The 21,583-nt window shown below is 67.2% G+C and carries 19 protein-coding genes and 1 tRNA gene; 9 read left to right on the top strand and 11 right to left on the bottom strand.

Going from position 1 to position 21,583, the window contains the following annotated elements:
- Positions 1–26: 26 nt before the first annotated feature.
- The 3 genes from BM009_RS23060 to BM009_RS01205 all read right to left on the bottom strand — a co-directional run bounded on the left by BM009_RS23060 (position 27) and on the right by BM009_RS01205 (position 2,467).
- Positions 27–1,415 (bottom strand): flagellin, encoded by a 1,389-nt coding sequence (locus BM009_RS23060; RefSeq protein ID WP_093292954.1) that lies wholly within the window; start codon positions 1,413–1,415, stop codon positions 27–29.
- Positions 1,416–1,504: 89 nt separating this feature from the next.
- Entirely contained in the window at positions 1,505–1,966 is a 462-nt protein-coding gene (gene ruvX / locus BM009_RS01210; RefSeq protein WP_093292952.1) for a Holliday junction resolvase RuvX, read from the bottom strand.
- Positions 1,967–2,005: 39 nt separating this feature from the next.
- Positions 2,006–2,467, bottom strand: a complete 462-nt coding sequence (locus BM009_RS01205; protein WP_093292950.1) for an Lrp/AsnC family transcriptional regulator — start codon at positions 2,465–2,467, stop codon at positions 2,006–2,008.
- Positions 2,468–2,593: 126 nt separating this feature from the next.
- On the opposite strand from BM009_RS01205, the gene BM009_RS01200 reads away from it, so the two are divergent.
- Positions 2,594–3,655, top strand: coding sequence for a Glu/Leu/Phe/Val family dehydrogenase (locus BM009_RS01200; RefSeq protein ID WP_093292948.1), 1,062 nt, complete (start codon positions 2,594–2,596; stop codon positions 3,653–3,655).
- Between the two features lie 6 nt (positions 3,656–3,661).
- On the opposite strand, the gene BM009_RS01195 is transcribed toward BM009_RS01200, so the two are convergent.
- Complete coding sequence (locus BM009_RS01195) at positions 3,662–4,774, bottom strand: DUF3089 domain-containing protein (RefSeq protein ID WP_093292946.1); 1,113 nt, start codon at positions 4,772–4,774, stop codon at positions 3,662–3,664.
- 148 nt (positions 4,775–4,922) lie between these two features.
- Between BM009_RS01195 and gatC the strand changes: the two genes are divergently transcribed.
- Positions 4,923–5,210: an Asp-tRNA(Asn)/Glu-tRNA(Gln) amidotransferase subunit GatC gene (gatC, locus tag BM009_RS01190; protein WP_093292944.1), complete on the top strand. Its 288-nt coding sequence runs from the start codon at positions 4,923–4,925 to the stop codon at positions 5,208–5,210.
- The gene (gatA, locus tag BM009_RS01185) at positions 5,207–6,691 is read left to right on the top strand and encodes an Asp-tRNA(Asn)/Glu-tRNA(Gln) amidotransferase subunit GatA (protein ID WP_093292942.1); all 1,485 of its coding nucleotides are present in this window, start codon (positions 5,207–5,209) and stop codon (positions 6,689–6,691) included. The genes gatC and gatA overlap by 4 nt, the downstream gene beginning before the upstream one ends.
- Before the next feature lie 142 nt (positions 6,692–6,833).
- On the opposite strand, the gene BM009_RS01180 is transcribed toward gatA, so the two are convergent.
- Entirely contained in the window at positions 6,834–7,790 is a 957-nt protein-coding gene (locus BM009_RS01180) for a glycosyltransferase family 2 protein (protein ID WP_093292940.1), read from the bottom strand.
- 130 nt (positions 7,791–7,920) lie between these two features.
- On the opposite strand from BM009_RS01180, the gene gatB reads away from it, so the two are divergent.
- Both gatB and BM009_RS01170 read left to right on the top strand, forming a co-directional pair.
- Positions 7,921–9,432, top strand: coding sequence for an Asp-tRNA(Asn)/Glu-tRNA(Gln) amidotransferase subunit GatB (gene gatB / locus BM009_RS01175; protein WP_093292938.1), 1,512 nt, complete (start codon positions 7,921–7,923; stop codon positions 9,430–9,432).
- A 13-nt stretch (positions 9,433–9,445) separates the two neighbouring features.
- Positions 9,446–10,063 carry a peptidylprolyl isomerase gene (locus tag BM009_RS01170; protein WP_093292936.1) on the top strand — a complete coding sequence of 206 codons (618 nt, stop codon included), beginning with the start codon at positions 9,446–9,448 and terminating at the stop codon, positions 10,061–10,063.
- Between the two features lie 6 nt (positions 10,064–10,069).
- Here BM009_RS01170 and BM009_RS01165 read toward each other — a convergent pair whose 3' ends face one another.
- From BM009_RS01165 to BM009_RS01155, 3 genes are all read right to left on the bottom strand, one after another.
- The gene (locus BM009_RS01165) at positions 10,070–10,789 is read right to left on the bottom strand and encodes a Crp/Fnr family transcriptional regulator (protein WP_093294545.1); all 720 of its coding nucleotides are present in this window, start codon (positions 10,787–10,789) and stop codon (positions 10,070–10,072) included.
- 82 nt (positions 10,790–10,871) lie between these two features.
- Positions 10,872–11,063 carry a hypothetical protein gene (locus BM009_RS01160; RefSeq protein ID WP_093292934.1) on the bottom strand — a complete coding sequence of 64 codons (192 nt, stop codon included), beginning with the start codon at positions 11,061–11,063 and terminating at the stop codon, positions 10,872–10,874.
- Between the two features lie 16 nt (positions 11,064–11,079).
- Complete coding sequence (locus BM009_RS01155) at positions 11,080–11,262, bottom strand: hypothetical protein (protein WP_093292932.1); 183 nt, start codon at positions 11,260–11,262, stop codon at positions 11,080–11,082.
- Positions 11,263–11,374: 112 nt separating this feature from the next.
- On the opposite strand from BM009_RS01155, the gene BM009_RS01150 reads away from it, so the two are divergent.
- A tRNA-Leu gene (locus BM009_RS01150) sits at positions 11,375–11,459 on the top strand.
- A 58-nt stretch (positions 11,460–11,517) separates the two neighbouring features.
- Positions 11,518–13,143 carry a trigger factor gene (gene tig, locus BM009_RS01145; protein ID WP_093292930.1) on the top strand — a complete coding sequence of 542 codons (1,626 nt, stop codon included), beginning with the start codon at positions 11,518–11,520 and terminating at the stop codon, positions 13,141–13,143.
- 195 nt (positions 13,144–13,338) lie between these two features.
- Here tig and BM009_RS01140 read toward each other — a convergent pair whose 3' ends face one another.
- From BM009_RS01140 to BM009_RS01130, 3 genes are all read right to left on the bottom strand, one after another.
- Positions 13,339–14,820, bottom strand: coding sequence for a glycoside hydrolase (locus tag BM009_RS01140; protein WP_093292928.1), 1,482 nt, complete (start codon positions 14,818–14,820; stop codon positions 13,339–13,341).
- On the bottom strand, positions 14,817–16,118 hold the full coding sequence (locus tag BM009_RS01135; RefSeq protein ID WP_254772161.1) for a glycoside hydrolase family 27 protein: 1,302 nt from the start codon (positions 16,116–16,118) through the stop codon (positions 14,817–14,819). Before BM009_RS01135 ends, BM009_RS01140 begins: the two co-directional genes overlap by 4 nt.
- Positions 16,119–16,247: 129 nt before the next feature.
- Positions 16,248–16,955, bottom strand: coding sequence for a FadR/GntR family transcriptional regulator (locus BM009_RS01130; RefSeq protein ID WP_093292926.1), 708 nt, complete (start codon positions 16,953–16,955; stop codon positions 16,248–16,250).
- A gap of 177 nt (positions 16,956–17,132) precedes the next feature.
- Here BM009_RS01130 and BM009_RS01125 point away from each other — a divergent pair, with 177 nt between their 5' ends.
- Entirely contained in the window at positions 17,133–19,922 is a 2,790-nt protein-coding gene (locus tag BM009_RS01125) for a TonB-dependent receptor (protein ID WP_093292924.1), read from the top strand.
- A gap of 102 nt (positions 19,923–20,024) precedes the next feature.
- Positions 20,025–21,530: a tryptophan halogenase family protein gene (locus BM009_RS01120; protein ID WP_093292922.1), complete on the top strand. Its 1,506-nt coding sequence runs from the start codon at positions 20,025–20,027 to the stop codon at positions 21,528–21,530.
- The last annotated feature ends 53 nt before the right edge of the window (positions 21,531–21,583 follow it).

Here is a 21,583-nt window from a genome sequence, read left to right as displayed (position 1 = left end):
AAGGCCGCGACTCCGCCCCGCCCGCGTTATGCGGCCTTCTTGTCGAACAGCGAGAGCAGGATCTTGGGCTGATCGTTGGCGATCGACAGCGCCTTGGCGGCGAGCTGCTGCTTGATCTGGGCGGACTGGAGCTTGGCCGCTTCGACGCCGAGATCGGCATCGACGATGTTGCCGACGGCGATGCCGAGCACGTCACCCAGCTTGGTGTTGAACAGGCTGGCAATGTCGAACGACCGCGCCTTGGTGCCGAAATGGCCGAGCGCTTCGTTGACGCGCCCCTTGGCCCCGTCGACCGCGCCGATGGCGCTGCCCAGCGCGCCGAGCCAGTCGACCGAATCGAGCCCGAGCCCCGCGGTGAAAAGGTCGCGCGAGCCGATGCTGATTTTCTCGCCCTTGAGGCCCACCGAGACGTCATAGTTGAACGGAACGGCGCCCTTTGCCTGGCTCGTCGTGGCGCTGGTCGACACGCCGGCGATCGGTGCCGTCTTGTCGTAGAGCGCGACGCCGGTGACCGCCCAGGCGGTGCCCGAGTCGGCGCCGTTCGGATTGAAGCGGAAGGTGAGGTCGCCCTTGCCCGGATCATAGTCGAAACTGACGATATTCTCGCCGCTTACCGCCTTGCCGGCCGAGACCATGCCGCCACCTGCGGCATAGCTCTGCCCGGTGGCGGCGATGCGGGTGCCGTTCTGCCAAACTTCCATCACGTCGCCGTCGCCGAACGCGTTGAACGCGACGTCCATGCGGCCGGCCTGGGAACCGCCGGCGACGGTGTAGCTGGCGCTGGCATTCTCCTGCGGCATTCCCAGTGCGTTGGTGGCGAGTTCGGGGTCGCCCGCGTTCGCGCTTGGGGCGTCGGTGGTGACGGTCTGCAGCGTGCTGCCGGTGCCGGTGCTGGTCAATGTCGATCCCGGCGGCAGCGCGGCCATGGTCGGCAGCGCGGGCGGGGGATAGCTGGACGGCGACATCGTCGTCACGGTCTTGGTGGTCGTCACCGTCGCCGGGCGGCCGGTCAGCAGGTTGATGCCGTTGAGATTGCTGTTCTTGGCGATGGTGTTGATCTGGTCGACCAGCGCCTTCACGTCCTTGGCGATCGAGTTCTTGGAGCCTGCGTCGTTGCCGCTCAGGCTCAGCGCCTTGTCGCGGATGCTGTTGAGGACGTTGCTGATCTGCTCCGCACCCAGATTGGCGACATCGAGCACCGACCCGGCATTGGCCATGCTCTTGCCGATCGCGCGGCGGCCGTCGGCATCGCTGCGCAGCTGCTGGGCGGTGATATAGTCGGCGCTGTCGTCCTTGGTGCTGTTGACGCGCTTGCCGGTCGAGATCCGCTCCTGGTGGACCTGCACCTCGGCGGTCGCGGCGTTGAGCGCGCGGACCGCGTCCGCCGCGCCGGTGTTGGTCAAGATCGACAGCATCTTTCGACGTCCCCCCTGTTGATTGGGGGCGAGTCTAGCGTGCCAAGGGTAAACGGATCGTGCTCTTCAATGTATGCAGCAAGAAAAAATCACGCGTTTACCAGACCATCGATGGCACCTTGCAAAATATAGGCGGCCGCCATCTTGTCGATCAGCTCGGCGCGTTTGGCGCGGCTGGCATCCTGTTCGATCAGCGTACGCTCGACCGCGACGGTGGACCAACGCTCGTCCCACATCAGGATCGGAAAGCCCAAGTCCTCGCAATTACGAGCGAAAGCACGCGTCGACTGGGTGCGCGGGCTGTCGGTGCCATCCAGGTTGAGCGGTAGGCCGATCACCATGCCGCGGACCTGCTGGGCGGTGATCAGCTCGACCAGCGCCGCCTTGTCCTTGGTGAACTTGGTACGCCGGATCAGTTGGGCGGGGCTCGCGAAGCTCCAGCCCGCGTCGCACAGCGCGGTGCCGATCGTCTTGGTGCCGACATCGAGGCCGATCAGGCGGCCGCCTTCCGGCAGGGCTGCGCGAAAATCGCTGGGAACGGTGGTGATCACGGCTTCGCTATACGGCGCTCTTCCGGCGGGGGCGAGGGCTCAGATCGGCAATTCGGTGGTGGACTTGATCTCGGAAAGCGCGACCACCGAGTTGATTTCCTGCACGCCGGGCAACTTGCTCAGCTTGTCGAAGAAGAAGCGTTCATAGGCGTCGATGTCCTCGGCCACGATCCGCAGCATGAAGTCCATCACGCCCATCAGCACATAGGCCTCCAGCACCTCGGGAAATCCGCGGATCGCGGCGCTGAATTCGTCGAGGTTGGCGCGACCATGCGCGTTCAGCTTCACCTGGGCGAACACATGGGCGTTGAGCCCCACCTTGCGGCGATCGATCAGCGCCACCCGCTTGCGGATCACGCCTTCACGCTCCAGCCGGTCGACGCGGCGCCAGCAGGGGGAGGGGGACAGGCCGATCCGATCCGCCAGTTCGGCCGTCGTCAGGCTCGCGTCGCCCTGTAGTTCGCGGAGAATCTTTCGCTCATATGCGTCAAGGTCGGTCATATTATCCCGCATGTACAAGGATCGGGAACAATATAGCCCGCATTCGTCCCTGGCGAGCCGAAATCAGGCAAGCATCACCGCGGCGCCCCTGTCAGATTCCCGACATCGGAAAAAGGAGCGTTCGAGATGGTGTTGCAGGTGCGGGGCGAAAGCCTGGTCGACGAAGTGGTGGTGCTGAAGGATGCCGATGCGGGGCTCGACGGCGTGATCGCGATCCACTCCACGGTGCTCGGGCCGGGCGCGGGCGGTTGCCGGTTCTGGCACTATGCCGATGGCGAAGCGGCGTTCGCGGATGCCGCGCGGCTCGCCGAAGGCATGAGCTACAAGAATGCGATGGCGGGCCTGCCGCTGGGCGGTGCCAAGGCGGTGCTGCGCCGGCCGCAGGGCGATTTCGACCGGGTCGCGCTGTTCCGCGCATTCGGCCGCGCCGTCGCGCGTCTGGGCGGACGCTATGTTACTGCCGAGGACGTCGGCACCAGCGTGGCGGACATGGAGACGGTGGCGGGCGAGACGCGGCATGTCGCGGGGCTAACCCAGCGCGCGGGGCGGCCGGGCGGGGATCCGTCGCCGCACACCGCGCTTGGCGTTTTCGTATCGATGGCGCATGCCGCGCGGCGGCGGCTGGGGCGCGAGCTTGGCGACTGCACCGTCGCCATCCAGGGCGTCGGCCATGTCGGCGAGGCGCTGGCGCATCTGCTGCACGGCGTCGGCGCGCGGCTGATCGTTGCGGACGTCGATTCGGATCGGGTGGCGCGCGTTGCCGTCGCGACCGGGGCCGAAATTGTCTCCACGCGCCAGGTGCTGGCGGCGCAGGCGGACATTGTTGCGCCCTGTGCGCTCGGGGCCGTTCTCAACGCGGACGCGGTCGAGGTGCTGCGGGCGCGCGTGGTATGCGGCGCGGCGAACAACCAGCTGGCGACGGCGGCGGACGGCGAGCGACTGGCGCGCCGGGGAATCCTGTATGCGCCCGATTACGTCGTGAACGCTGGTGGGATCATCAACGTGGCGGGGGAATATCTCGGCTGGACCTCCGAGGACGTGGCCGCTCGCGTCGAAGCGACCGGCACTCGCCTCGCAGCGGTGCTGGACCACGCCGAAGCCGGGGACGTGCCGCCGCATTTCGCCGCCGACACCCTCGCGCGGTCGGCGATCGCCGCAGGTCGGGTGCGCATGCCGGTCCTTGCCTGACCGGGATCAGTCGGCGCTTTTCTCGAAGGCCGCCAGCCGGCGCGCCGCATCCGCGCGGACATTGGCCCAGAACAGGCTGTAGTCGAACACGTGATAATTGTTCCCCGGCAGCACATATTGGCCGAAGTCCGGCGGAGTCGCGCCGATCTTGAGGATGCCGCGCCCGTCGCAGCGGGCGGGCACCCGGCCGGCTTCGAGATGCGCGGACTGCAGCTTGAGGTCCGGGATCAGCGTACCGAGATTGGCGCTGGCTGGGGCCGAGTCGTTCGGCTTGCCCGTCAGGGGATTGGTGCAGAGCATCTTGGTGCCCGCGCGCGGCTGGCCGGTGAAGCCGTTGGTCGCATCGAAGGTGTCGATGATGAGTGCCGGGTCGGCGGGCTCGGCGAAGCTCTGCCAGGAAAGGATGCACCCGGCTTGGTCCGGTCCGGTGCACGCGGGCAGGCCCATCTTCGGCAGGTCGGCGGTGAGCGAGACCGGCCATCCCACCACATAGGCGGCGACCACGCGCTTCGCGATCGGCGTGCCGGCGACTCGCTCGGCGAGCAGCCGCGCGAGGTGCAGCGCACCCTGGCTATGCCCGGCGAGGATGATCGGGCGGTCACCGGCCTCGTGCAGGAACTCCTCGAACGCCGCGGCGACGTCGCGATAGGCGAGGTCGAGTGCCTTTTGCGCCTGTGCCTTGCTGGTGAGGAAGGCGCCGAACGTCGCCTGGCGATAGCGCGGCGCCCAGATCGCGGCGCTTTCGTTGAACGCGCTCGCCTGGCCGCGCAGGAACAGCTCGGCGCGGGCGTTCGCGTCGGGGTTGTCGAGCGGGGCGTTCCACTGCTTGGTGTCGAGGAACGAGGTCGGGTGGATGAAGAACAGCGCCGCGCGGGGATTGGCTGCGGGCGTGTGCCCCGCAGGCGTCCACAGCGCGGGGTTGCCCGGCTTGTCCGGACGCGCGATCCACATATCGGCCCTGGCATAGTCGCGCGGCGAGGCTGGCGGCAGGTCCGCGGCATCGCCGGCGGGCACCATGAACTGGCGCATCAGCTGGATGCCGTAGAGCCGATAGGCGAACATGGATGCAACGCCGAGCATGATCAGGATCGCAACCGCATACAGAAACTTTCGGGCCAATCGGCCTCTCCATTGTGCAATGCAGCATTAACGGGCGGCGACGCAATCGCGTTCCGGCCAGTGTTGCGTGCGAAGGATGCAACCGCAAGTGCCGATCGATCGATGCAGGCGCTTGAAGGGGCGCGGCTCGGCTGATAGGCGCAAGCGCATGTCCGTAGACACCGCAACCGTGAAGAAAGTGGCGAGCCTGGCGCGTATCGCGATCAGCGACGCCGACGCCGAGCGCCTGGCGCCCGAACTCAACAACATCCTCGGCTGGATCGAGCAGCTCGGCGAGGTCGACACGAAGGATGTCGCGCCGATGACCGCCGTGATCCCGAACACGCTGCGCCTGCGCGCCGACGTGATCACCGAGGGCAACCAGCGCGAGGCGGTGCTGGCGAACGCGCCGCAGGGCGAATTTGGCTTCTTCACAGTTCCGAAGGTGGTGGAATGAGCACGCTGACCGATCTGGGCGTCGCCGCCATCCGCAACGGCGTTCGCGACGGCGAATTCTCCGCGCGCGAAGTCGCCGAGGCGTTCAACACCGCCGTGGCCGGTGCCGACGCGCTCAACGCGTTCATCGTCAAGACTCCCGAGCATGCGCTCGCCGCCGCCGACGTCGCCGACAAGGCGCGCGCCGCGGGCGAGACGCTCAAGCCGCTCGCCGGCGTGCCGATCGGCATGAAGGACCTGTTCGCCACCAAGGGCGTGCAGACCACCGCCGCCAGCCACATGCTCGAAGGCTTCAAGCCGGAATATGAGTCCACCGTCTCGCATCGGCTGTGGGAAGCGGGCGCCGGCATGCTCGGCAAGCTCAACCTCGACCAGTTCGCGATGGGCTCGTCGAACGAGACCAGCTATTTCGGCAACGTGATCTCGCCCTGGCGGCGCGGCGCGGGCGACAACACGCCGCTGGCACCCGGCGGCTCTTCGGGCGGCAGCTCGGCGGCGATTTCGGCGCGGCTCTGCCCGGCGGCGACCGGCACCGATACCGGCGGCTCGATCCGCCAGCCGGCCGCGTTCACTGGCATCTCGGGCATCAAGCCCACCTATGGCCGCTGCTCGCGCTGGGGCGTGGTGGCGTTCGCCTCCTCGCTCGACCAGGCGGGCCCGATGGCGCGCGACGTGCGCGACTGCGCGATCATGCTCGAGGCGATGGCCGGCTTCGATCCGAAGGATTCGACCTCGCTCGACATGCCCGTGCCGCAGTGGGAGGCGGGCCTCTCCGCCGATCTGCGCGGCAAGCGCGTCGGCATTCCGGCGGAGTATCGGATGGACGGCACGCCCGCCGAGATCGAGGCGCTGTGGCAGCAGGGCATCGCCTGGCTGAAGGACGCGGGTGCCGAGATCGTCGAGGTGAGCCTGCCGCACACCAAGTACGCGCTGCCGGCCTATTACATCATTGCGCCGGCCGAGGCTTCGTCGAACCTCGCCCGCTATGACGGCGTCCGCTACGGCCTGCGCGAACTGGCCGAGGGCCAGAACCTGCAGGAAATGTACGCCGCTACCCGCGCCGCCGGCTTCGGCGACGAGGTGAAGCGCCGCATCCTGATCGGCACTTATGTGCTCTCGGCGGGCTTCTACGACGCCTATTACACCCAGGCGCAGAAGGTTCGCACGCTGATCGCGCGCGACTTCGACAATGCCTGGAGCCAGTGCGACCTGCTGCTCACGCCTACGGCGCCTAGCGCTGCGTTCGGGCTGGGTGAGAAGCAGGAAGACCCGCTGGCGATGTACCTCAACGACGTGTTCACCGTGCCGGCGAGCCTCGCAGGCGTGCCTGCGATGAGCGTGCCGGGCGGGCTGGACGCGGGCGGCCTGCCGCTCGGCCTGCAGATCATCGGCAAGCCGTTCGACGAACAGGGCGTGCTCAACGCCGGCCTCGCGCTTGAGCAGCGCGCGGGCTTCACCGCGCGGCCGCAGGCCTGGTGGTAATCTAAAGATCCTCCCCTGCAAGTGGAAGGTGGCAGGCTGAAGGCCTGACGGAGGGGTGTCCCCGCTGATTGGGCGGGGCGCCCCTTCGCCGTTTTCACCCCTCCGTCGCTGCGCGACACCTCCCCTTGCAGGGGAGGATTTGTCAGTCCTGCACGATCGGCACGGCCAGATAGGCCAGCCGCCGTACCTCGCGCCGGCCGCGCACCACCGTGTCCAGGATCAGCCCGGTGAAGAAGCTGAGCGTCGCGACGATCGACAGGCCGGTGACCAGCACCGCGGTGGGAAGGCGGGGCACCTGGCCGGTGTGCCAGTAGGTAACGCCCAGCGGGATGGCGAGCAGCACCGCCAGCACTGCCAGCACGCCGGCAATGCTGCCGAAGAACAGGATCGGCCGCTCGATACGGAACAGCGTCACGATCGTGCGCAGGATCCGCCAGCCGTCGCGATAGGTGGAGAGCTTCGAGGTGGAACCCTCGGGCCGCGCGGCATAGGCGGTGATGATCTCCGCCACGGGCATGCGCAGTTCCAGCGCGTGGATGCTGATCTCGGTCTCGATCTCGAAGCCGGCGGAGAGCACCGGGAAGCTCTTCACGAACCGCCGCGAGAATACCCGATAGCCCGACAGGATGTCGCTGAAGCTGCGGCCGAACAGCCGCGCCAGCATGCCGGTGAGCATCCGGTTGCCGAGGCGGTGGCCACGCCGATAGGCCAATTCCACCTCGGACTTGCGCGCCCCCACGACCATGTCGAGCTGTTCGTCGAGCAGCCGCTCGATCAGTGCCGGGGCGGCATCGGCGTCATAGGTCAGGTCGCCGTCGGAGAGGACGTACACGTCCGCCTCGATATCGGCGAACATCCGGCGGACGACATTGCCCTTGCCCTGCATCCGCTCGCTGCGCACCACCGCGCCGGCTGCGGCTGCGACGTCCATGGTCCGGTCGCGGCTGTTGTTGTCGTAGACATACACCGTGGCGCCGGGCAGGCTGGCGCGAAACGCCTCGACGGTGCGGGCGATCGCCACCTCTTCGTTGTAGCAGGGCAGCAGCACAGCTACCCGCAGACCCGCCACCCGATCCTGAAATTCAGCCTTCACCGCCATGGTCCCCGACGCTTCCCGATCGGCGGCGCCTAATCGACTCGGGGGCTGCGCGCAATTGGGCGCTGGACCTGAGGGCGGCGACGCGCGATAGGCGGAACCACGCATATTCCCATTACCTTGTGAAGAGCACATGGCGACCAAGACTGCATCGAGCTACCGAATCCAGGGCGAGACCGGCGAATGGGAGGTCGTGATCGGCCTCGAAGTGCATGCGCAGGTAACGTCGAACGCCAAGCTGTTCTCCGGCGCGGCGACGGCGTTCGGCGCGGATCCGAACAGCCAGGTGAGCCTGATCGACGCGGCAATGCCTGGCATGCTGCCCACGCTCAACCGCGAGTGCATCCGCCAGGCGGTGCGCACCGGCATGGCGATCGGTGCGGTGATCAACAAATGGTCGCGCTTCGATCGCAAGAACTACTTCTACGCCGATCTGCCGCAGGGCTATCAGATCAGCCAGCTGTTCCACCCGCTGGTGGGCGAGGGCGAAGTCACGATCAGCCTCGACGACAAGGATCCCGAGGCCGAGGTGAAGTCGATCGGCGTGGAGCGCATCCATGTCGAGCAGGATGCCGGCAAGCTGATCCACGACCAGCATCCGAACCGCTCGTACGTCGACCTCAACCGCGCCGGCGTGGCGCTGATGGAGATCGTGTCGAAGCCGGACATGCGCTCGCCGGCCGAGGCGGGGGCGTATCTGTCCAAGCTGCGCGCGATCCTGCGCTATGTCGGTTCGTGCGACGGCAACATGGACCAGGGCTCGATGCGCGCCGACGTCAACGTTTCGGTGCGCAAGCCCGGCGAGCCGTTCGGCACGCGGACCGAGACCAAGAACGTCAACTCGGTCCGCTTCGTCATGCAGGCGATCGAAGTCGAGGCGCGTCGCCAGGTCGAGGTGCTGGAGAGCGGCGGCCGCATCGTCCAGGAAACCCGCCTATTCGATCCGGACCGCGCCGAGACCCGCTCGATGCGCTCGAAGGAAGATGCGCATGATTACCGCTACTTCCCCGATCCCGACCTGCTGCCGCTCGAACTCGACGACAGCTTCCTCGAGGAGTGCCGCCAGAGCCTGCCCGAGCTGCCCGACGCCAAGCGCCGCCGCTACGAGGAGTCGCTCGGCCTGACGCCGTACAACGCCGCGGTGCTGACCGCCGAGGCGGAGACCGCGCGCTGGTTCGAGGCGCTGCTCGCCGAAAGCGCGCGGATCCAGAAGAAAGGCGAACAGGAAGTCGCGCGTTCCGCGGCGAACTGGCTGCTCTCGGACCTGTACGGGGCGCTCAACCGCCTCGGCAAGGGCATCGAGGAAAGCCCGGTGAGCCCCGAGGCGGGTGCCGAACTGCTGTCGCTGATCGCCGACGGGACGATCTCCAACACGCTGGGCAAGCAGGTGTTCGAGATCATGCTGGAGACCGGCGATGCGCCGGGCAAGATCGTCGAAGAGCGCGGCATGAAGCAGACCAGCGACACCGGCGCCATCGAGGCGGTGATCGCCGAGATCCTGGCGAAGAACCCTAACCAGCTGGAACAGTATCGCGCCGGCAAGGAAGCGCTGTTCGGCTTCTTCGTCGGCCAGACGATGAAGGCGATGGCAGGCAAGGCCAATCCGGCCGTTGTCAACGAGCTGCTCAAGAAGGCGCTGAGCTAAGGGAGGCGAGGGGATGCTGCGTAGACTGGTCGTCCTGGCCTTGTGCCTGGTTCCGCTGGCCGCTTCGGCGCAGACTGCGCCGTCGCCGGCATCCACGACCGCCAACCCCAAGGTCGAGATCGAGACCAGCGCCGGGCCGATGGTGGTCGAGGTCTATCTCGACAAGGCGCCGGTCTCCGCGCGCAACTTCCTGCGCTATGTCGATGCCAAGCGACTGGACGGCGTGGTGTTCTACCGCACCGTCAAGCCGGCGGAGAAGTTCGGCTTCGTCCAGTTCGGCATCCAGAATTCGCCGGCCAAGATGTTCCCGCCGATCAAGCATGAGCCGACGACCGAGACGGGCATCAAGCATCTCGACGGCACGCTCTCGCTGCCGCGCCTCGCCCCCGGCACCGCGCGCGGCGAGTTCACCATCATGGTCGGCGACCAGCCCTCCTTCGATGCCGATCCCAGCAAGCCCGGCGACAATCTCGGCTATGCGGCGTTCGGGCGGGTGATCGAGGGCAAGGACGTGCTGCTCAAGATCCTCGACGCGCCGACCTCGCCGACCAAGACGCTGGGCGGCAGCTTCAAGGGCGAAGTGCCTGAGGTGCCGGTGAAGATCGTCTCGGCCCACCGCATCGCCGGCTGATCCGCCTCAGAGCGGGTGGGGATCGAGATAGAGATACCCCGGATCGAACTCGGCGAGCCGCTTCAGGCCGGGCAGGTCCTGGAACGCGACGCGGCCGTTGCGGAACTCCACCAGCCCGCGCTCGCGCAATTCGCGCAGCACGCGGTTCACATGCACCGGGGTAAGACCGAGGCACTCAGCGAGCTCGGCTTGGCTGATCGCCAGCCGGTACCCGTTCTCTTCTGCAAGCCCCACAACGCCTAACCGGACATGCAATTCGCAAAAGAAGTGCGCGGCGCGCTGGATCGCCGATCGGCGGCCGAGTGACACTTCCCACTCCCGATGGATCGCCGCATCGACATTGGTCGAGAACCACATGATCCTGGTGAGGTGCGGCAACGTCTCGGTGATCTCGCGGAGCCGCGTGTGCGAGGCCCGCGCGATCGTGCAGGGCGTCAGCGCCAGCAGCGAATGGTCGAGTCGCTTGAGCGTGAAGCCATGCAGATCGGCGAAATCGCCGGCGACATGGACATGGGTGATCTGCCGCTGACCGTTCTTCAGGTCCTTGTACCGGCCGATCAGGCCGTCGAGCAGCAGGGTGGAATAGTTCAGCTCCTCCCCCGCGCGGACGATGGTGCGACCGGCGGCATGGGTGACCGTATCGACGATCGTCCCGCGCAGCGCAGCCTCTTCGGCCGCGTCGATCGTGTCGCGGAGTCGGAGCTTGAGCAGGTGGCGTTCGATCATCGCGGCATGCATCTCCAAAGGACGACAGCGGCTCTACCATGCTGGGGTCGGGCCGCTGCCATCGCAGATTTGGGGGAGGGGGTTATTGCTGGTTGAGGTCCTGGTTCTTCACGACGCCGTCGGCACCGTTCTCGCCGCCTGCACCCAGCGGCACCGCCTTGGTGAGCGGTGTGCCGTCCTTGGCCGCGGCATCGGCGGCGTCGGAGCGGGCTTCCACCGCCTGCTGGATGTCGGAGCGCGGATCTTCGCGATCGTCGTTGCTGATATTGGGCATGGGAGGTTCTCCTGGTTCAGGCGACGGGCTGGCCGGGGGTGATGCCCGGATCGATGCTCGGCGTCGTGTCGGGCGCCGGCACGTCGATGTCGGGCCCCGGCGGAGCGATCTCGGGCGGCGGGCCGCCGGGCTGGCCGGGGTTGGGCGCCGGCGCTTCGGGCGGCGGCGTGGTAGGCTGGATGGGGGGCTCTACCGGCATGGGACATCTCCTGTTCGTTTCAGCCCCAACGCGTTGCGACGCCCAATCGTTGCTTCGTACTTGCCCCGAACCCCATGACTGCTATAGAGCCCGCCGACCGGCGGTGTCCCCTGCGGGCGTGGCGGAACTGGTAGACGCGCTGGATTTAGGTTCCAGTATCGAAAGATGTGGGGGTTCGACTCCCTTCGCCCGCACCAGTCCCTCGCGGCTGTTGTGTGGTACACCGCAATTCCGATTCTTTGAGAAAGCGTGAGAATGCAGACTGTCGAGACGTTGAACGAGGGCCTGAAGCGCGCCTTCACGCTGAAGATCACCGCCCAGGACATCGACTCGAAGGTCGATGCCGAGGTCAAGCGGGTCGCTCCGCAGATTCGCATGCCCGGCTTCCGCCCCGGCAAGGTGCCGATCAACCTGGTCCGCAAGATGCACGGCGAGGCCCTGACGCAGGACGCGCTCAACAGCTCGATCCAGGAAGGCATCCAGCAGCTGATCGCCGATCACAAGCTGCGCCCGGCGATGCAGCCGTCGGTGAGCCTCGAGGGCGAATATGCCCCCGGAGGCGACGCGGAAGTGAAGGTCGAGCTCGAAGTGCTCCCCGACGTTCCGACGCCCTCGATCGAAGGCCTGAAGCTCGAGCGCCTGACGGTGCCGGTGCAGGATTCGGAAGTCCAGGAGCAGCTCAAGCAGCTCGCCGACCAGCAGAAGCGCTGGGACGATGCCGCCGAGGGCCATGCCGCGACCAAGGGTGACCAGGTCGTGATGGACTTCGTCGGCAAGGTCGACGGCGTTGCCTTCGACGGCGGTACCGGCGAGGGCATGGCCGTCGAGCTCGGCTCGGGCCGCCTGATCCCGGGCTTCGAGGAGCAGCTCGAAGGCGTAAAGGTCGGCGACGAGAAGCAGCTCAACGTCACCTTCCCGGACGATTACGGCGCCAAGGATCTGGCCGGCAAGGCCGCGACCTTCGACGTCAAGATCACCGCGGTGCAGACCGCCGGCGAGACCGTGATCGACGACGACATGGCGAAGGCGTTCGGCCTCCAGGACCTGGAGCAGCTGACCGGCCTGCTGAAGGGCCAGATCGAGCAGCAGCTCAACGGCCTGACCCGCACGCACATGAAGCGCAAGCTGCTCGACCAGCTCGCCGCCGGCCACGACTTCCCGGTCCCGCCGTCGATGGTGGAAGCCGAGTTCGACCAGATCTGGCACCAGCTCGTCCACGAGACCGAGCATGAGGAAGATCCGGCCGCCGCGCTTGCCGAGCTCGAGAGCGAGCGCGACGAGTATCGCGCGATCGCCGAGCGCCGCGTGCGCCTGGGCCTGCTGCTCAGCGAGATCGGTACCGCCAACGGCGTCGAAGTGACCGCGCAGGAAATGAACCGCCTGATCGCGCAGGCCGCGCAGCAGTACGGCCCGCAGGATCGCCAGCGCTTCATCCAGTATGTCCAGCAGGAGCCGATGGCGGCTGCCCAGCTGCGCGCGCCGCTCTTCGAGGACAAGGTCGTCGACTTCCTGTTCGACAAGGCCGAGATCACCGATCGCGAAGTGACCAAGGAAGAGCTGGAAGCCGCGATCGAGAGCGAAGACGGCTTCTCGTCGGGCACCCATGTCCACGATCACGACAACCACAAGCCGAAGAAGAAGGCCGCCAAGAAGGCCGACGCTTCGGACGAGGCCGGTGAAGAAAAGCCCGCCAAGAAGCCGGCTGCCAAGAAGGCCAAGGCCGAGGAGGCTCCGGCCGCCGAGGGCGATGCGCTGGTCGAGGCCGAGCCGGTGAAGAAGGCGGCGACCAAGAAGGCGCCGAAGGCGGCCGAAGGCGAGGGCGAGGAAGCCGCGCCGAAGCCGAAAAAGGCAGCGGCCAAGAAGAAGGCCGACGCAGAGTGATTTGAGAAGGGCCGGAACGGAAGTTCCGGCCCTTTTTCTTTCTACTCAAATCCACCCCTGAAAGGGGAGGTGGCGCGCGGAGCGCGACGGAGGGGTGTAGACGCTGGTGTGTCGGACGCTCGGCCAGCCGGGACACCCCTCCACCACCGCCTTCGGCGGCGGTCCCCCTCCCCCTCAGGGGGAGGGTTTCTTGGTTCAGCGCAGCGCGATGACGAGCGTGGTGATCGCTTCGGGCTCCCCGAGCGCTTCCACCGATACCGCCGCGGCGTCGCGCGTGGCATCGGTGACGACCCGCTCCACCACCCGCGCGCCCGGCACGCCGAGCGTCAGCCGCCGCGGCACCACGCCGCCATTGACGTGGACCAGCACCAGCCGCTTCCCGTCCGGCGACACCGCGCCCACCGTGTCGGCATCGTCCACCGGCACGAGCCGATAGCCGGGCCGGATATAGCGGCTGAACTGTGCCATCGCCCAATATTTGCGGGTGACGTGGAAGGGATGCTCGGCGCTCGCGGGCGTGTACGCCATCTTGACGATGCCCCAGTTGCTGCCGCCCGCGGTGCCGTCGCCTTTGTCGCTGCTCTGCCGCTCGACGGCCTGCCAGAACACCCAGGCGACCGGCTCCAGCCGCTTGAGATCGTGGACGACATGCTCGGCAAAGGCGAGTGGGCTCGCCATGCCGTCGAAGCTTTCGGGATCCTTGTCGAGCGGGGTGTCGTTCTCGCTCATCCACAGCCGGATGCCATGTGCGCGGGCGATGTCGCGCACCGCGGTCTGGTGGACGGTGCCGTAGCTGTGGACGTTGAGCTGGCCGATCCGCGCGCGCGTCGCCGCCGGATAACCCTCCCAGTCGCGGACGAAGAGGTGCGAGTTGGTCTCGTCCGGCGCGGCGATCACCGTCTTCAGCCCATGCGCCTTGAGCGCGCGGTCCGAGGCGTCGATCATCATCGCCTGGCGCGCAGGGCTCCAGTGCGCGCCTTCCTGGGTGTTCTTCGCGAACCAGTAATCGGTGTTCGGCTCGTTGACCGGCGACAGCGTGCGGAAGCTGATGCCATGGGCCTGTTGCAGCCTGTCCACCACGGTCGCCAGATACTCGGCGAAGCGCGCCTCCTGGCCGGGGCGGAGATTGTCATCGGTGCCCTTCTCGGCGCCCGAGACCTTGCCGCTGACGGTCATGAACCAGGGCGGCGAGTTGGAAAAGGCCTCGAAGATCGGCTTCTTCACCCGGCGCTTGATCGCGTCCAGCCACCAGCGCTGGTTGGCGTCGGCCGACCAGTCCCACATCGCCGGATCGGCCGGGTTCCACCAGTCGGTGCCGGTCGCCCCCGCCGGGCGGCGCCAGAAGCCGGGCACATCGGCGCCGGGGCGGAGATAGGGCGCCGTCTCGGGCGCGTCGCCGCCGCCGATATTGTAGCGCGCGATCGTCCAGCCGAGCCCCTGCGGCCCGTAGAACAGGTCGGCCAGCTTCTCGCGCACCGGATCGGGGTAGCCGCCGGTGACGTGCGCGAACCAGGCGAGCGCCGTGCCCCAGCCCTCGAAGGGCTGGCCGGGGCGCTGGAGATCGGGTCGCAGCGTCAGCGTCACCGCAGGCTCGGCGGCGGGGGGCGGGGCGCTGGTTTGGGCGAGCGCGGCGGGGGAGGCTGCGAGCAGCAGCGAGAGGGCAAAGGTGCGGATCATGCGGGGATTACTCGGTAGAGGGCGGCACCATGGGGCGGCAGCGTGCGGGCGAGGCGGAGCGGGCCGGGGCCTTCGTCCTTGCCCTCCCACAGGTTGCGCACCTGCACCTTGCCCGACAGGCCGAGCAGCCGCAGGTCGAACGCCGCCTCGCCCGGCTTGTCGCCGGTGTTGAACAGCGCGACATAATGGCCGCCCTTGGCCGCACGGGCGGTCCAGACGCGGCGATCATCGGCGACGAACCAGGGGCGGTTCTCGCTGCTCGCCTGGTTGACGGCGAGCACCTCGCGGTTGGTGAGCAGTGCGCGGGTGGGGGCGTCGAGATGCCGCAGGTCGCCGCCCATGATCAGCGGCGAGCGGGCGATCGACCACAAGGTCATCAGCGTGCGCTGCTCGTCGGGCGTGAACTTGGTGTCGCGCTGGCCGAGCGCGAGGCGGCCGAGCGGCAGCATGTCGGCATCGGGCCAGGCGCCGGGGCGCGTGTGCGGGCTCCAATTCTCCAGGCGGGTGAACTGGGCCTCGAGCATCTTCCAGTCGTCCCAGAAGTCGTCGGAGATGCGCCACATCTGCGCGTGCCGGGCGACGTGGGCGGCGCGCGGCACCGGCGTTTCCCCCGGCGAGAGGCTCAGCAGGATCGGGCGGCCGCTCGCATGGATCGCCTTAGCCGCGGCCTCGATCTCGGGCGAATGCGCGTCATAGGGGCGGCTCATGTCGTCCATCTTGACGAAGTCGACGCCCCAGGACGCGAGCAGCGCGAAGACGCTGTTATAATAGGCCTGCGCACCGGGCTTGCGCATGTCGACGCCGTACATGTCCGGGTTCCACGGGCAGATGCTCGTGATGTCGGCAATGTCGGCGGCGCGGACGCCGCTCGTGCCGAGCACCGGCAGGTTGCGCTCCACCGCCAGCCGGGGAATCCCGCGCATCAGGTGCACGCCGAACTTCATGCCGAGCGCGTGGACCTTGGCGGCGATCGGCGCGAAGCCCTTGCCGTTCGCGGCCGAGGGGAAGCGGTTGGGCGCGGGTAGGAGGCGGCCATGCCCGTCCAGCGTCGGCACGGGCTTGGCATTGTAGGTGTAGCTGCTCGCCTCGGGCTCGTACCACTGGATGTCGATGGTGAACACGTCATAGCCGAAGGGGAGCAGCTCGCGCGCCTGGATCGCCGCGGTCTCCAGCGCCTGGGCCTCGGTGATCGTCGTGGCGAAGCTGTTCCAGCTGTTCCAGCCCATCGGCGGGGTGGGGGCGAGCAGCGGGGCCTTTGCCGCGGCAGTCGCGCGGGGACCTGCCGCGAGGCCGCCCATAAGTGCGGCACCCTTCAATATGCCGCGCCGACCGATCTCTCCTTTGCGTACGATCGTGTCAGGCATCGGCGTCTCCCTGTTGTTTTGTCTGACTATAAATGAGCCGAGGATGACGTCAACGCTTGCCCTTTACCCTTTCAGCGACGATTCCGTATCTTCCTGCGCTTGGAGAATCAGCGTGATCGTGGCCGCCCGTGCGGCCGCCGGATCGCCGTCGGTGATCGCTGCGAACAGGTCGCGGTGCAGTGGGATCGAATCGCGCAGCTGCTTGGCCTTTCGGTGCTTGAACAGCGTCGTCGCGCGCACCGCCGCCCCGATGCTGCCGGACAGGCTGATCAGCAGATCATTGGCCGTCGCCTCCAGGATGATGTTGTGGAACTGCTGGTCCGCCGCTTGGCCCTCGGGGCTCGACAAGCCTTCTTCCTCCATCACCTCCATCGCATGGCCCAGCCGGCCGACGTGCCGGCTCGAGCGCAGGCGTGCCGCCAGCTCGGCAGCGGCAGGTTCAACGATCATGCGGAGTTGAAACAGGCTTTCCACGAACGCCATGGGTGGCTCGCCTTCGAACATCCAGGCGAGCAGATCGGGATCGAGCAGGTTCCAGTCCGCCCGCGCCCGCACCCGCGTGCCTGCCTTGGGACGGCTTTCGATCAACCCCTTTGCCGCAAGCATGCGCAGCGCTTCGCGCACAACGCTGCGCGACACGCCGCGCGACTCGGCGAGATCGAGTTCGCCGGGGAGAATCACGCCCGGCAGATATCGGCCCGTCGCAATGGCAATGCCGATCTCGCGTGCAATCGATTGGTGCGCTGGGTTGCGCTTTCGCTGTTCCGTCAATGGTTTGCCCCCGTGTGATGGGACGATTTTGGAGGCAGTTCAGGCGCTGCGCCAGCCCCAATCCTGCCCTACGAAAAGCACTTGTCTTACAAATACGACAGGATATGTTGTCGGACAACTGGTCGGCACCGCGCGGAGATGCGGCATTTCGGACCAGCGCATTTGGGGAGGTTTTTCATGAGAATGCACCATCGTACTTCGTTGCTCGGCGTCTCGGCGCTCGCCCTCGCGATCGCCGGGGGGGGCGCGCCGGCCTTCGCCCAGGACGGCGCGCCGGCGGGCGGCAGCGGGGACGATATCGTCGTCACCGGCGTGCGCGAGAGCCTGCGCTCGGCTGCGGCGCTGAAGCGCAATGCCGATCAGATCGTCGATTCGGTCCAGGCGCAGGATATCGGCAAGCTGCCCGATGCCAACACCACCGAGGCACTGCAGCGCATCACCGGCGTGCAGATCCAGCGCCGCTACGGCGAAGGCGCGACGGACTTCGACCACCGCACCCAGCCGGCGATCACCGTCCGCGGCCTCACCCAGGTGCAGAATTTCCTCGACGGCCGCGCGGTCTACTCGGCCTCGGGCGGGCGCGCGTTCGACCTTGAAGGCGTGCCGCCCGAACTGCTCTCGGGCATCGACGTGTACAAGAACGCGCCGGCCAACATCATCGAGGGCGGCGTCGGCGGGGCGGTGAACCTGCGCACGCGCAAGCCGTTCGATTCACCCGGCCAGGTGATCAGCGCCACGATCCGCGGCAATTACTACGACCGCATCGACAAGCCGGGCTATGCCGTGTCGGGCCTGTACAGCAACCGTTTCAAGGCAGGCGAGGGCGAGATCGGCGTTCTGATCAACGCCGTCTATTCGAAGAGCCGCTATCGCCAGGACGGCCTGCTGATCGGCCCGTTCGATACCGTCGCGCCCGGCTCGATCGCGGGTGCGCCGGCCAATGCGCAGATCCCCTATGGTCCTGAAATCTATGACGACAGCGGCGATCGCAAACGCCTCGGCGTTGCCGGCGCGATCCAGTGGAAGCCGAGCGATGCGCTGCTGGTCACTGCGCAGGCGCAGGTCACCAAATACTGGTTCAACCGTACGGGCGCCTATTATTACGACCTCAGCAACCGCTCGAACGTGCGCGACAGCAACGGCAACGTCACCAGCTATGGCACCGCGCCGGCGCCGGGCGCAGCCTTCACCTTCAACAACGAAGGCTATGCGACCAGCGGCACGCTGTCGCCGATCGCGTTCGAGACCGGCCGCTACGACCAGCAGCTGTGGAGCGCGAGCAAGAACTTCACGCTCAACGCGGCGTGGAAGCCGACCGACCGGCTCAAGGTCAATCTGGATGCGCAGTATCTGACATCCTATTACAACGCCGATCGCAACGGCCATGTGCTGTCGCTCTACACTCAGTCCGGCCAGACCTCGCTGACCACGCCGCATCCGCTGACGGTCGATTTCGACCTGCGTGGCAAATATCCGCGCTGGGACGTGCGCGAGCAGGGCGTGCTCAACAACCCGGCCAACTACACCACGCCCTATATCGCGGACTCGCTCCAGCGGAACGACGCCGACACCTGGGCCTTTGCCGGCGACATCGAATATGACGTCGATGGCGGCCTGCTGAAGAAGCTGCGTGCCGGCGCGCGCTATGCCGACAACAGCATCGACCTGCGTGGCACCTGGCACGCCGCCTGCATCACGTCGCTCGGTGCCGATCCGAACTGCGGTGCGCCGGCCGGCACCCCGCTGGTGCCGCTTACCCAGAATCCGCAGCTGGCGATGCCCGGGCCCTCCAAGAATTGGTTCGACGGCAACAGCGTGAAGGGCGGCCTGCTCTATCCGGCCTTTCCGGCGGGTGACGGCGTGTGGGCGCAGACCAAGGCGCTCTACGCGCTGCTCGGCGCCACGACGCAGGACAGCTTCAAGCCCGGCGACCTCAACAGCCAGACCGAGAAGACCTATACCGGCTGGGCCATCGCCGATTACGGCTTCGAGCTCGGCGGCATCGCCTTCGACGGCGGCGTCGGCGTGCGCGTGGTGAAGACCAAGGCGACGTCGATCGGCACCCAGTTCAACAATGACGGCAGCTCGGCGCCGATCAGCGTGAGCAAGGACTATACCAAGGCGCTGCCGAGCTTTAACCTCCGCGCCAAGCTGACCGACAGTTTCCAGATGCGCTTCGCCTATTCGAAGGGCCTCGCGCGACCGAACTTCGACCAGCTTTCGACCAACCTGACGCTCAACAATCCGAACCAGATCAATCCGGTCACCGGCCACCCCAGCGCCAGCTCGGGCAACCCGCTGCTCAACCCGATCCGCTCGGACAATTTCGACGTCACGGCGGAATGGTACTTCGCCCCCACCGGCTCGCTGACCGGCGGCCTGTTCTACAAGAAGGTCAACGGCTTTCTGGCGGGCGGCATCGTGCCCGGCGTGTATAACGGCGTGACCTACGACATCAGCACGCAGGTCAATTCCGGCAACGGCACGGTGAAGGGCGCCGAGATCGGCTACAACCAATTCTTCGACTTCCTGCCGGGGCCGCTGAGCGGGCTGGGGCTGCAGGCCAACTACACCTATGTCGACTCGAGCGTGTCCAACCCCTTCGCGGTGGCGGGGACCAACACGCCGACGCAGTTGCCGCTCGAAAAGCTGTCGAAGCACAGCTACAATATCGTCGGCCTGTACGAGAAGGGCCCGGTCACTGCGCGCGTGGCGTGGACCTGGCGGTCGAGCTATCTTGATCAGACCCAGGGCAGTGGTGCCAACGGCATCCCGCAATATGCCGCGCCCTATGCCTCGCTCGACGCCTCAATCAGCGTGAACCTGACCAAGCAGGTCGCGGTGTCGGCCGACGTGGTGAATCTCAACAACCGGATGAACAAGATCTACATCGGCACGCCGGCCGCACCGCTGCGCTACGAGCTCAACGACCGGCGCTTCGGCCTGTCGCTGCGGGCGACCTATTGACCCTGTAGGCCGGGGCAGGCGACTGCTCCGGCCATCTTCTATCGGAGGACGGCGCAGGGTGACGGCTTTCCACCTTTCGATTTTCAACAAGCGGCGCGCGGCATGAGCGCGCCGCTTTCGCATATCGCGATCATTGGCGGCGGTACCGCGGGCTGGATGGCGGCGGCGGCGCTGTCGCGCGTGCTGGATACCCGCGCCATCGCAATCACCCTGGTCGAGTCCGAGGCGATCGGCACCGTCGGCGTGGGCGAGGCGACGATCCCGCCGATCCAGGCGTTCAACGCGCTGCTCGGCATCGACGAGGCCGAGTTCCTCCGCGCGACCAAGGGCACGGCCAAGCTCGGCATCGAGTTCGTCGACTGGCAGGCGAAGGGCACGCGCTACTTCCACCCGTTCGGCATCCACGGCATCGATTTCGGCGCGATCCCCTTCGAGGCGCTGTGGCAGCGCGCGCGGCTGGCCGGCGAGGCGGCGCCGCTCGAGGCCTATTCGATCTGCGCAGAGGCGGCGCGGCTGGGCCGCTTCCAGCGCCCGGCGACCAGCGGCAACAACCCGCTGACCCATCTCGGCTATGCCTATCATTTCGATGCGGCGCTCTATGCCGGCTTCCTGCGCGAGAAGGCCGAGCAATGGGGTGTGCGGCGGCAGGAAGGCCGGATCGTCACCGTCGCGCGCGACGCGGACGGCGCCATCGCGAGCGTGGTGCTGGAGAACGGGACGCGCATCGCCGCCGACTTCTACATCGACTGTTCGGGCTTTCGCTCGCTGCTGCTCGGCGAGACGCTGGGCGTGGCATTCGAGGATTGGGCGCAGTGGCTGCCCAACGACCGCGCCGTCGCGGTACCCTGCGCACTGGGGCCGGAGGGCCGCTCGCCCTTCACCCGTTCCACCGCGCGCGGGGCAGGGTGGCAGTGGCGCATTCCGCTCCAGCACCGGGTCGGCAACGGGCTGGTCTATGCCAGCGCGCACTGCTCGGATGCCGAAGCCGAGGCGCAATTGCTGGGCAGCCTCGAAGGCGCACCACTCGCCGAACCACGCCTGCTGCGCTTCCAGGCGGGGCGCCGCGCGCGCTTCTGGGAGAAGAACTGCGTCGCGCTGGGGCTCGCCAGCGGCTTTCTCGAGCCGCTGGAATCGACCAGCATCCATCTCGTCCAAGCGGGCATCGCGCGGCTGCTGGAGATGCTGCCGGTCGGCGGCGGCACGCCCGCGGACATCCGCCGCTACAACCGGCTGATGGCGGCGGAGTTCGAGACGATCCGCGACTTCCTCGTCCTCCACTTCCACGTCACCGCGCGCGACGACACCGACTATTGGCGCCACCTGCGCACCATGGCACTGCCCGATACACTGGCGGAGCGCATCGCCATCTACCGTGCCAGCGGCCGGCTGTACCGCGAGGCGGACGAGCTGTTCTCCAAGACCAGCTGGCTGGCGGTGCTCCACGGGCAGGGCGTCGACCCCAGCGGCTACGACCCGATCGCTGATGGCATGCCGCGCGACGAGGCGGCGGCGCGGCTGGCGCGGATCGCCGAGGTGACGGCGCTGGCCGCCTCGCGCATGCCCACACATGAGGCATTCCTGCACGAGAGCGGAGCGCTGCAACGATAAATTACACGAAAATTACTCCGAGAAATTTGACTGAAACAATCAGCCTTTGCAGT

Source organism: Sphingomonas sp. NFR04, from assembly GCF_900114095.1.
GTDB lineage: Bacteria > Pseudomonadota > Alphaproteobacteria > Sphingomonadales > Sphingomonadaceae > Sphingomonas.
This window is presented reverse-complemented; position numbering and strand designations above follow the sequence as displayed.

What these genes read in the sequence shown, in the direction of transcription:
- BM009_RS23060 (WP_093292954.1), bottom strand. Translation starts at nt 1,415, where the DNA reads ATGCTGTCGATCTTGACCAACACCGGCGCGGCGGACGCGGTCCGCGCG.
- BM009_RS01205 (WP_093292950.1), bottom strand. Translation starts at nt 2,467, where the DNA reads ATGACCGACCTTGACGCATATGAGCGAAAGATTCTCCGCGAACTACAG.
- BM009_RS01200 (WP_093292948.1), top strand. Translation starts at nt 2,594, where the DNA reads ATGGTGTTGCAGGTGCGGGGCGAAAGCCTGGTCGACGAAGTGGTGGTG.
- gatC (WP_093292944.1), top strand. Translation starts at nt 4,923, where the DNA reads ATGTCCGTAGACACCGCAACCGTGAAGAAAGTGGCGAGCCTGGCGCGT.
- gatA (WP_093292942.1), top strand. Translation starts at nt 5,207, where the DNA reads ATGAGCACGCTGACCGATCTGGGCGTCGCCGCCATCCGCAACGGCGTT.
- BM009_RS01180 (WP_093292940.1), bottom strand. Translation starts at nt 7,790, where the DNA reads ATGGCGGTGAAGGCTGAATTTCAGGATCGGGTGGCGGGTCTGCGGGTA.
- gatB (WP_093292938.1), top strand. Translation starts at nt 7,921, where the DNA reads ATGGCGACCAAGACTGCATCGAGCTACCGAATCCAGGGCGAGACCGGC.
- BM009_RS01170 (WP_093292936.1), top strand. Translation starts at nt 9,446, where the DNA reads ATGCTGCGTAGACTGGTCGTCCTGGCCTTGTGCCTGGTTCCGCTGGCC.
- BM009_RS01165 (WP_093294545.1), bottom strand. Translation starts at nt 10,789, where the DNA reads ATGATCGAACGCCACCTGCTCAAGCTCCGACTCCGCGACACGATCGAC.
- BM009_RS01160 (WP_093292934.1), bottom strand. Translation starts at nt 11,063, where the DNA reads ATGCCCAATATCAGCAACGACGATCGCGAAGATCCGCGCTCCGACATC.
- BM009_RS01155 (WP_093292932.1), bottom strand. Translation starts at nt 11,262, where the DNA reads ATGCCGGTAGAGCCCCCCATCCAGCCTACCACGCCGCCGCCCGAAGCG.
- tig (WP_093292930.1), top strand. Translation starts at nt 11,518, where the DNA reads ATGCAGACTGTCGAGACGTTGAACGAGGGCCTGAAGCGCGCCTTCACG.
- BM009_RS01140 (WP_093292928.1), bottom strand. Translation starts at nt 14,820, where the DNA reads ATGATCCGCACCTTTGCCCTCTCGCTGCTGCTCGCAGCCTCCCCCGCC.
- BM009_RS01135 (WP_254772161.1), bottom strand. Translation starts at nt 16,118, where the DNA reads ATGGGCGGCCTCGCGGCAGGTCCCCGCGCGACTGCCGCGGCAAAGGCC.
- BM009_RS01125 (WP_093292924.1), top strand. Translation starts at nt 17,133, where the DNA reads ATGAGAATGCACCATCGTACTTCGTTGCTCGGCGTCTCGGCGCTCGCC.
- BM009_RS01120 (WP_093292922.1), top strand. Translation starts at nt 20,025, where the DNA reads ATGAGCGCGCCGCTTTCGCATATCGCGATCATTGGCGGCGGTACCGCG.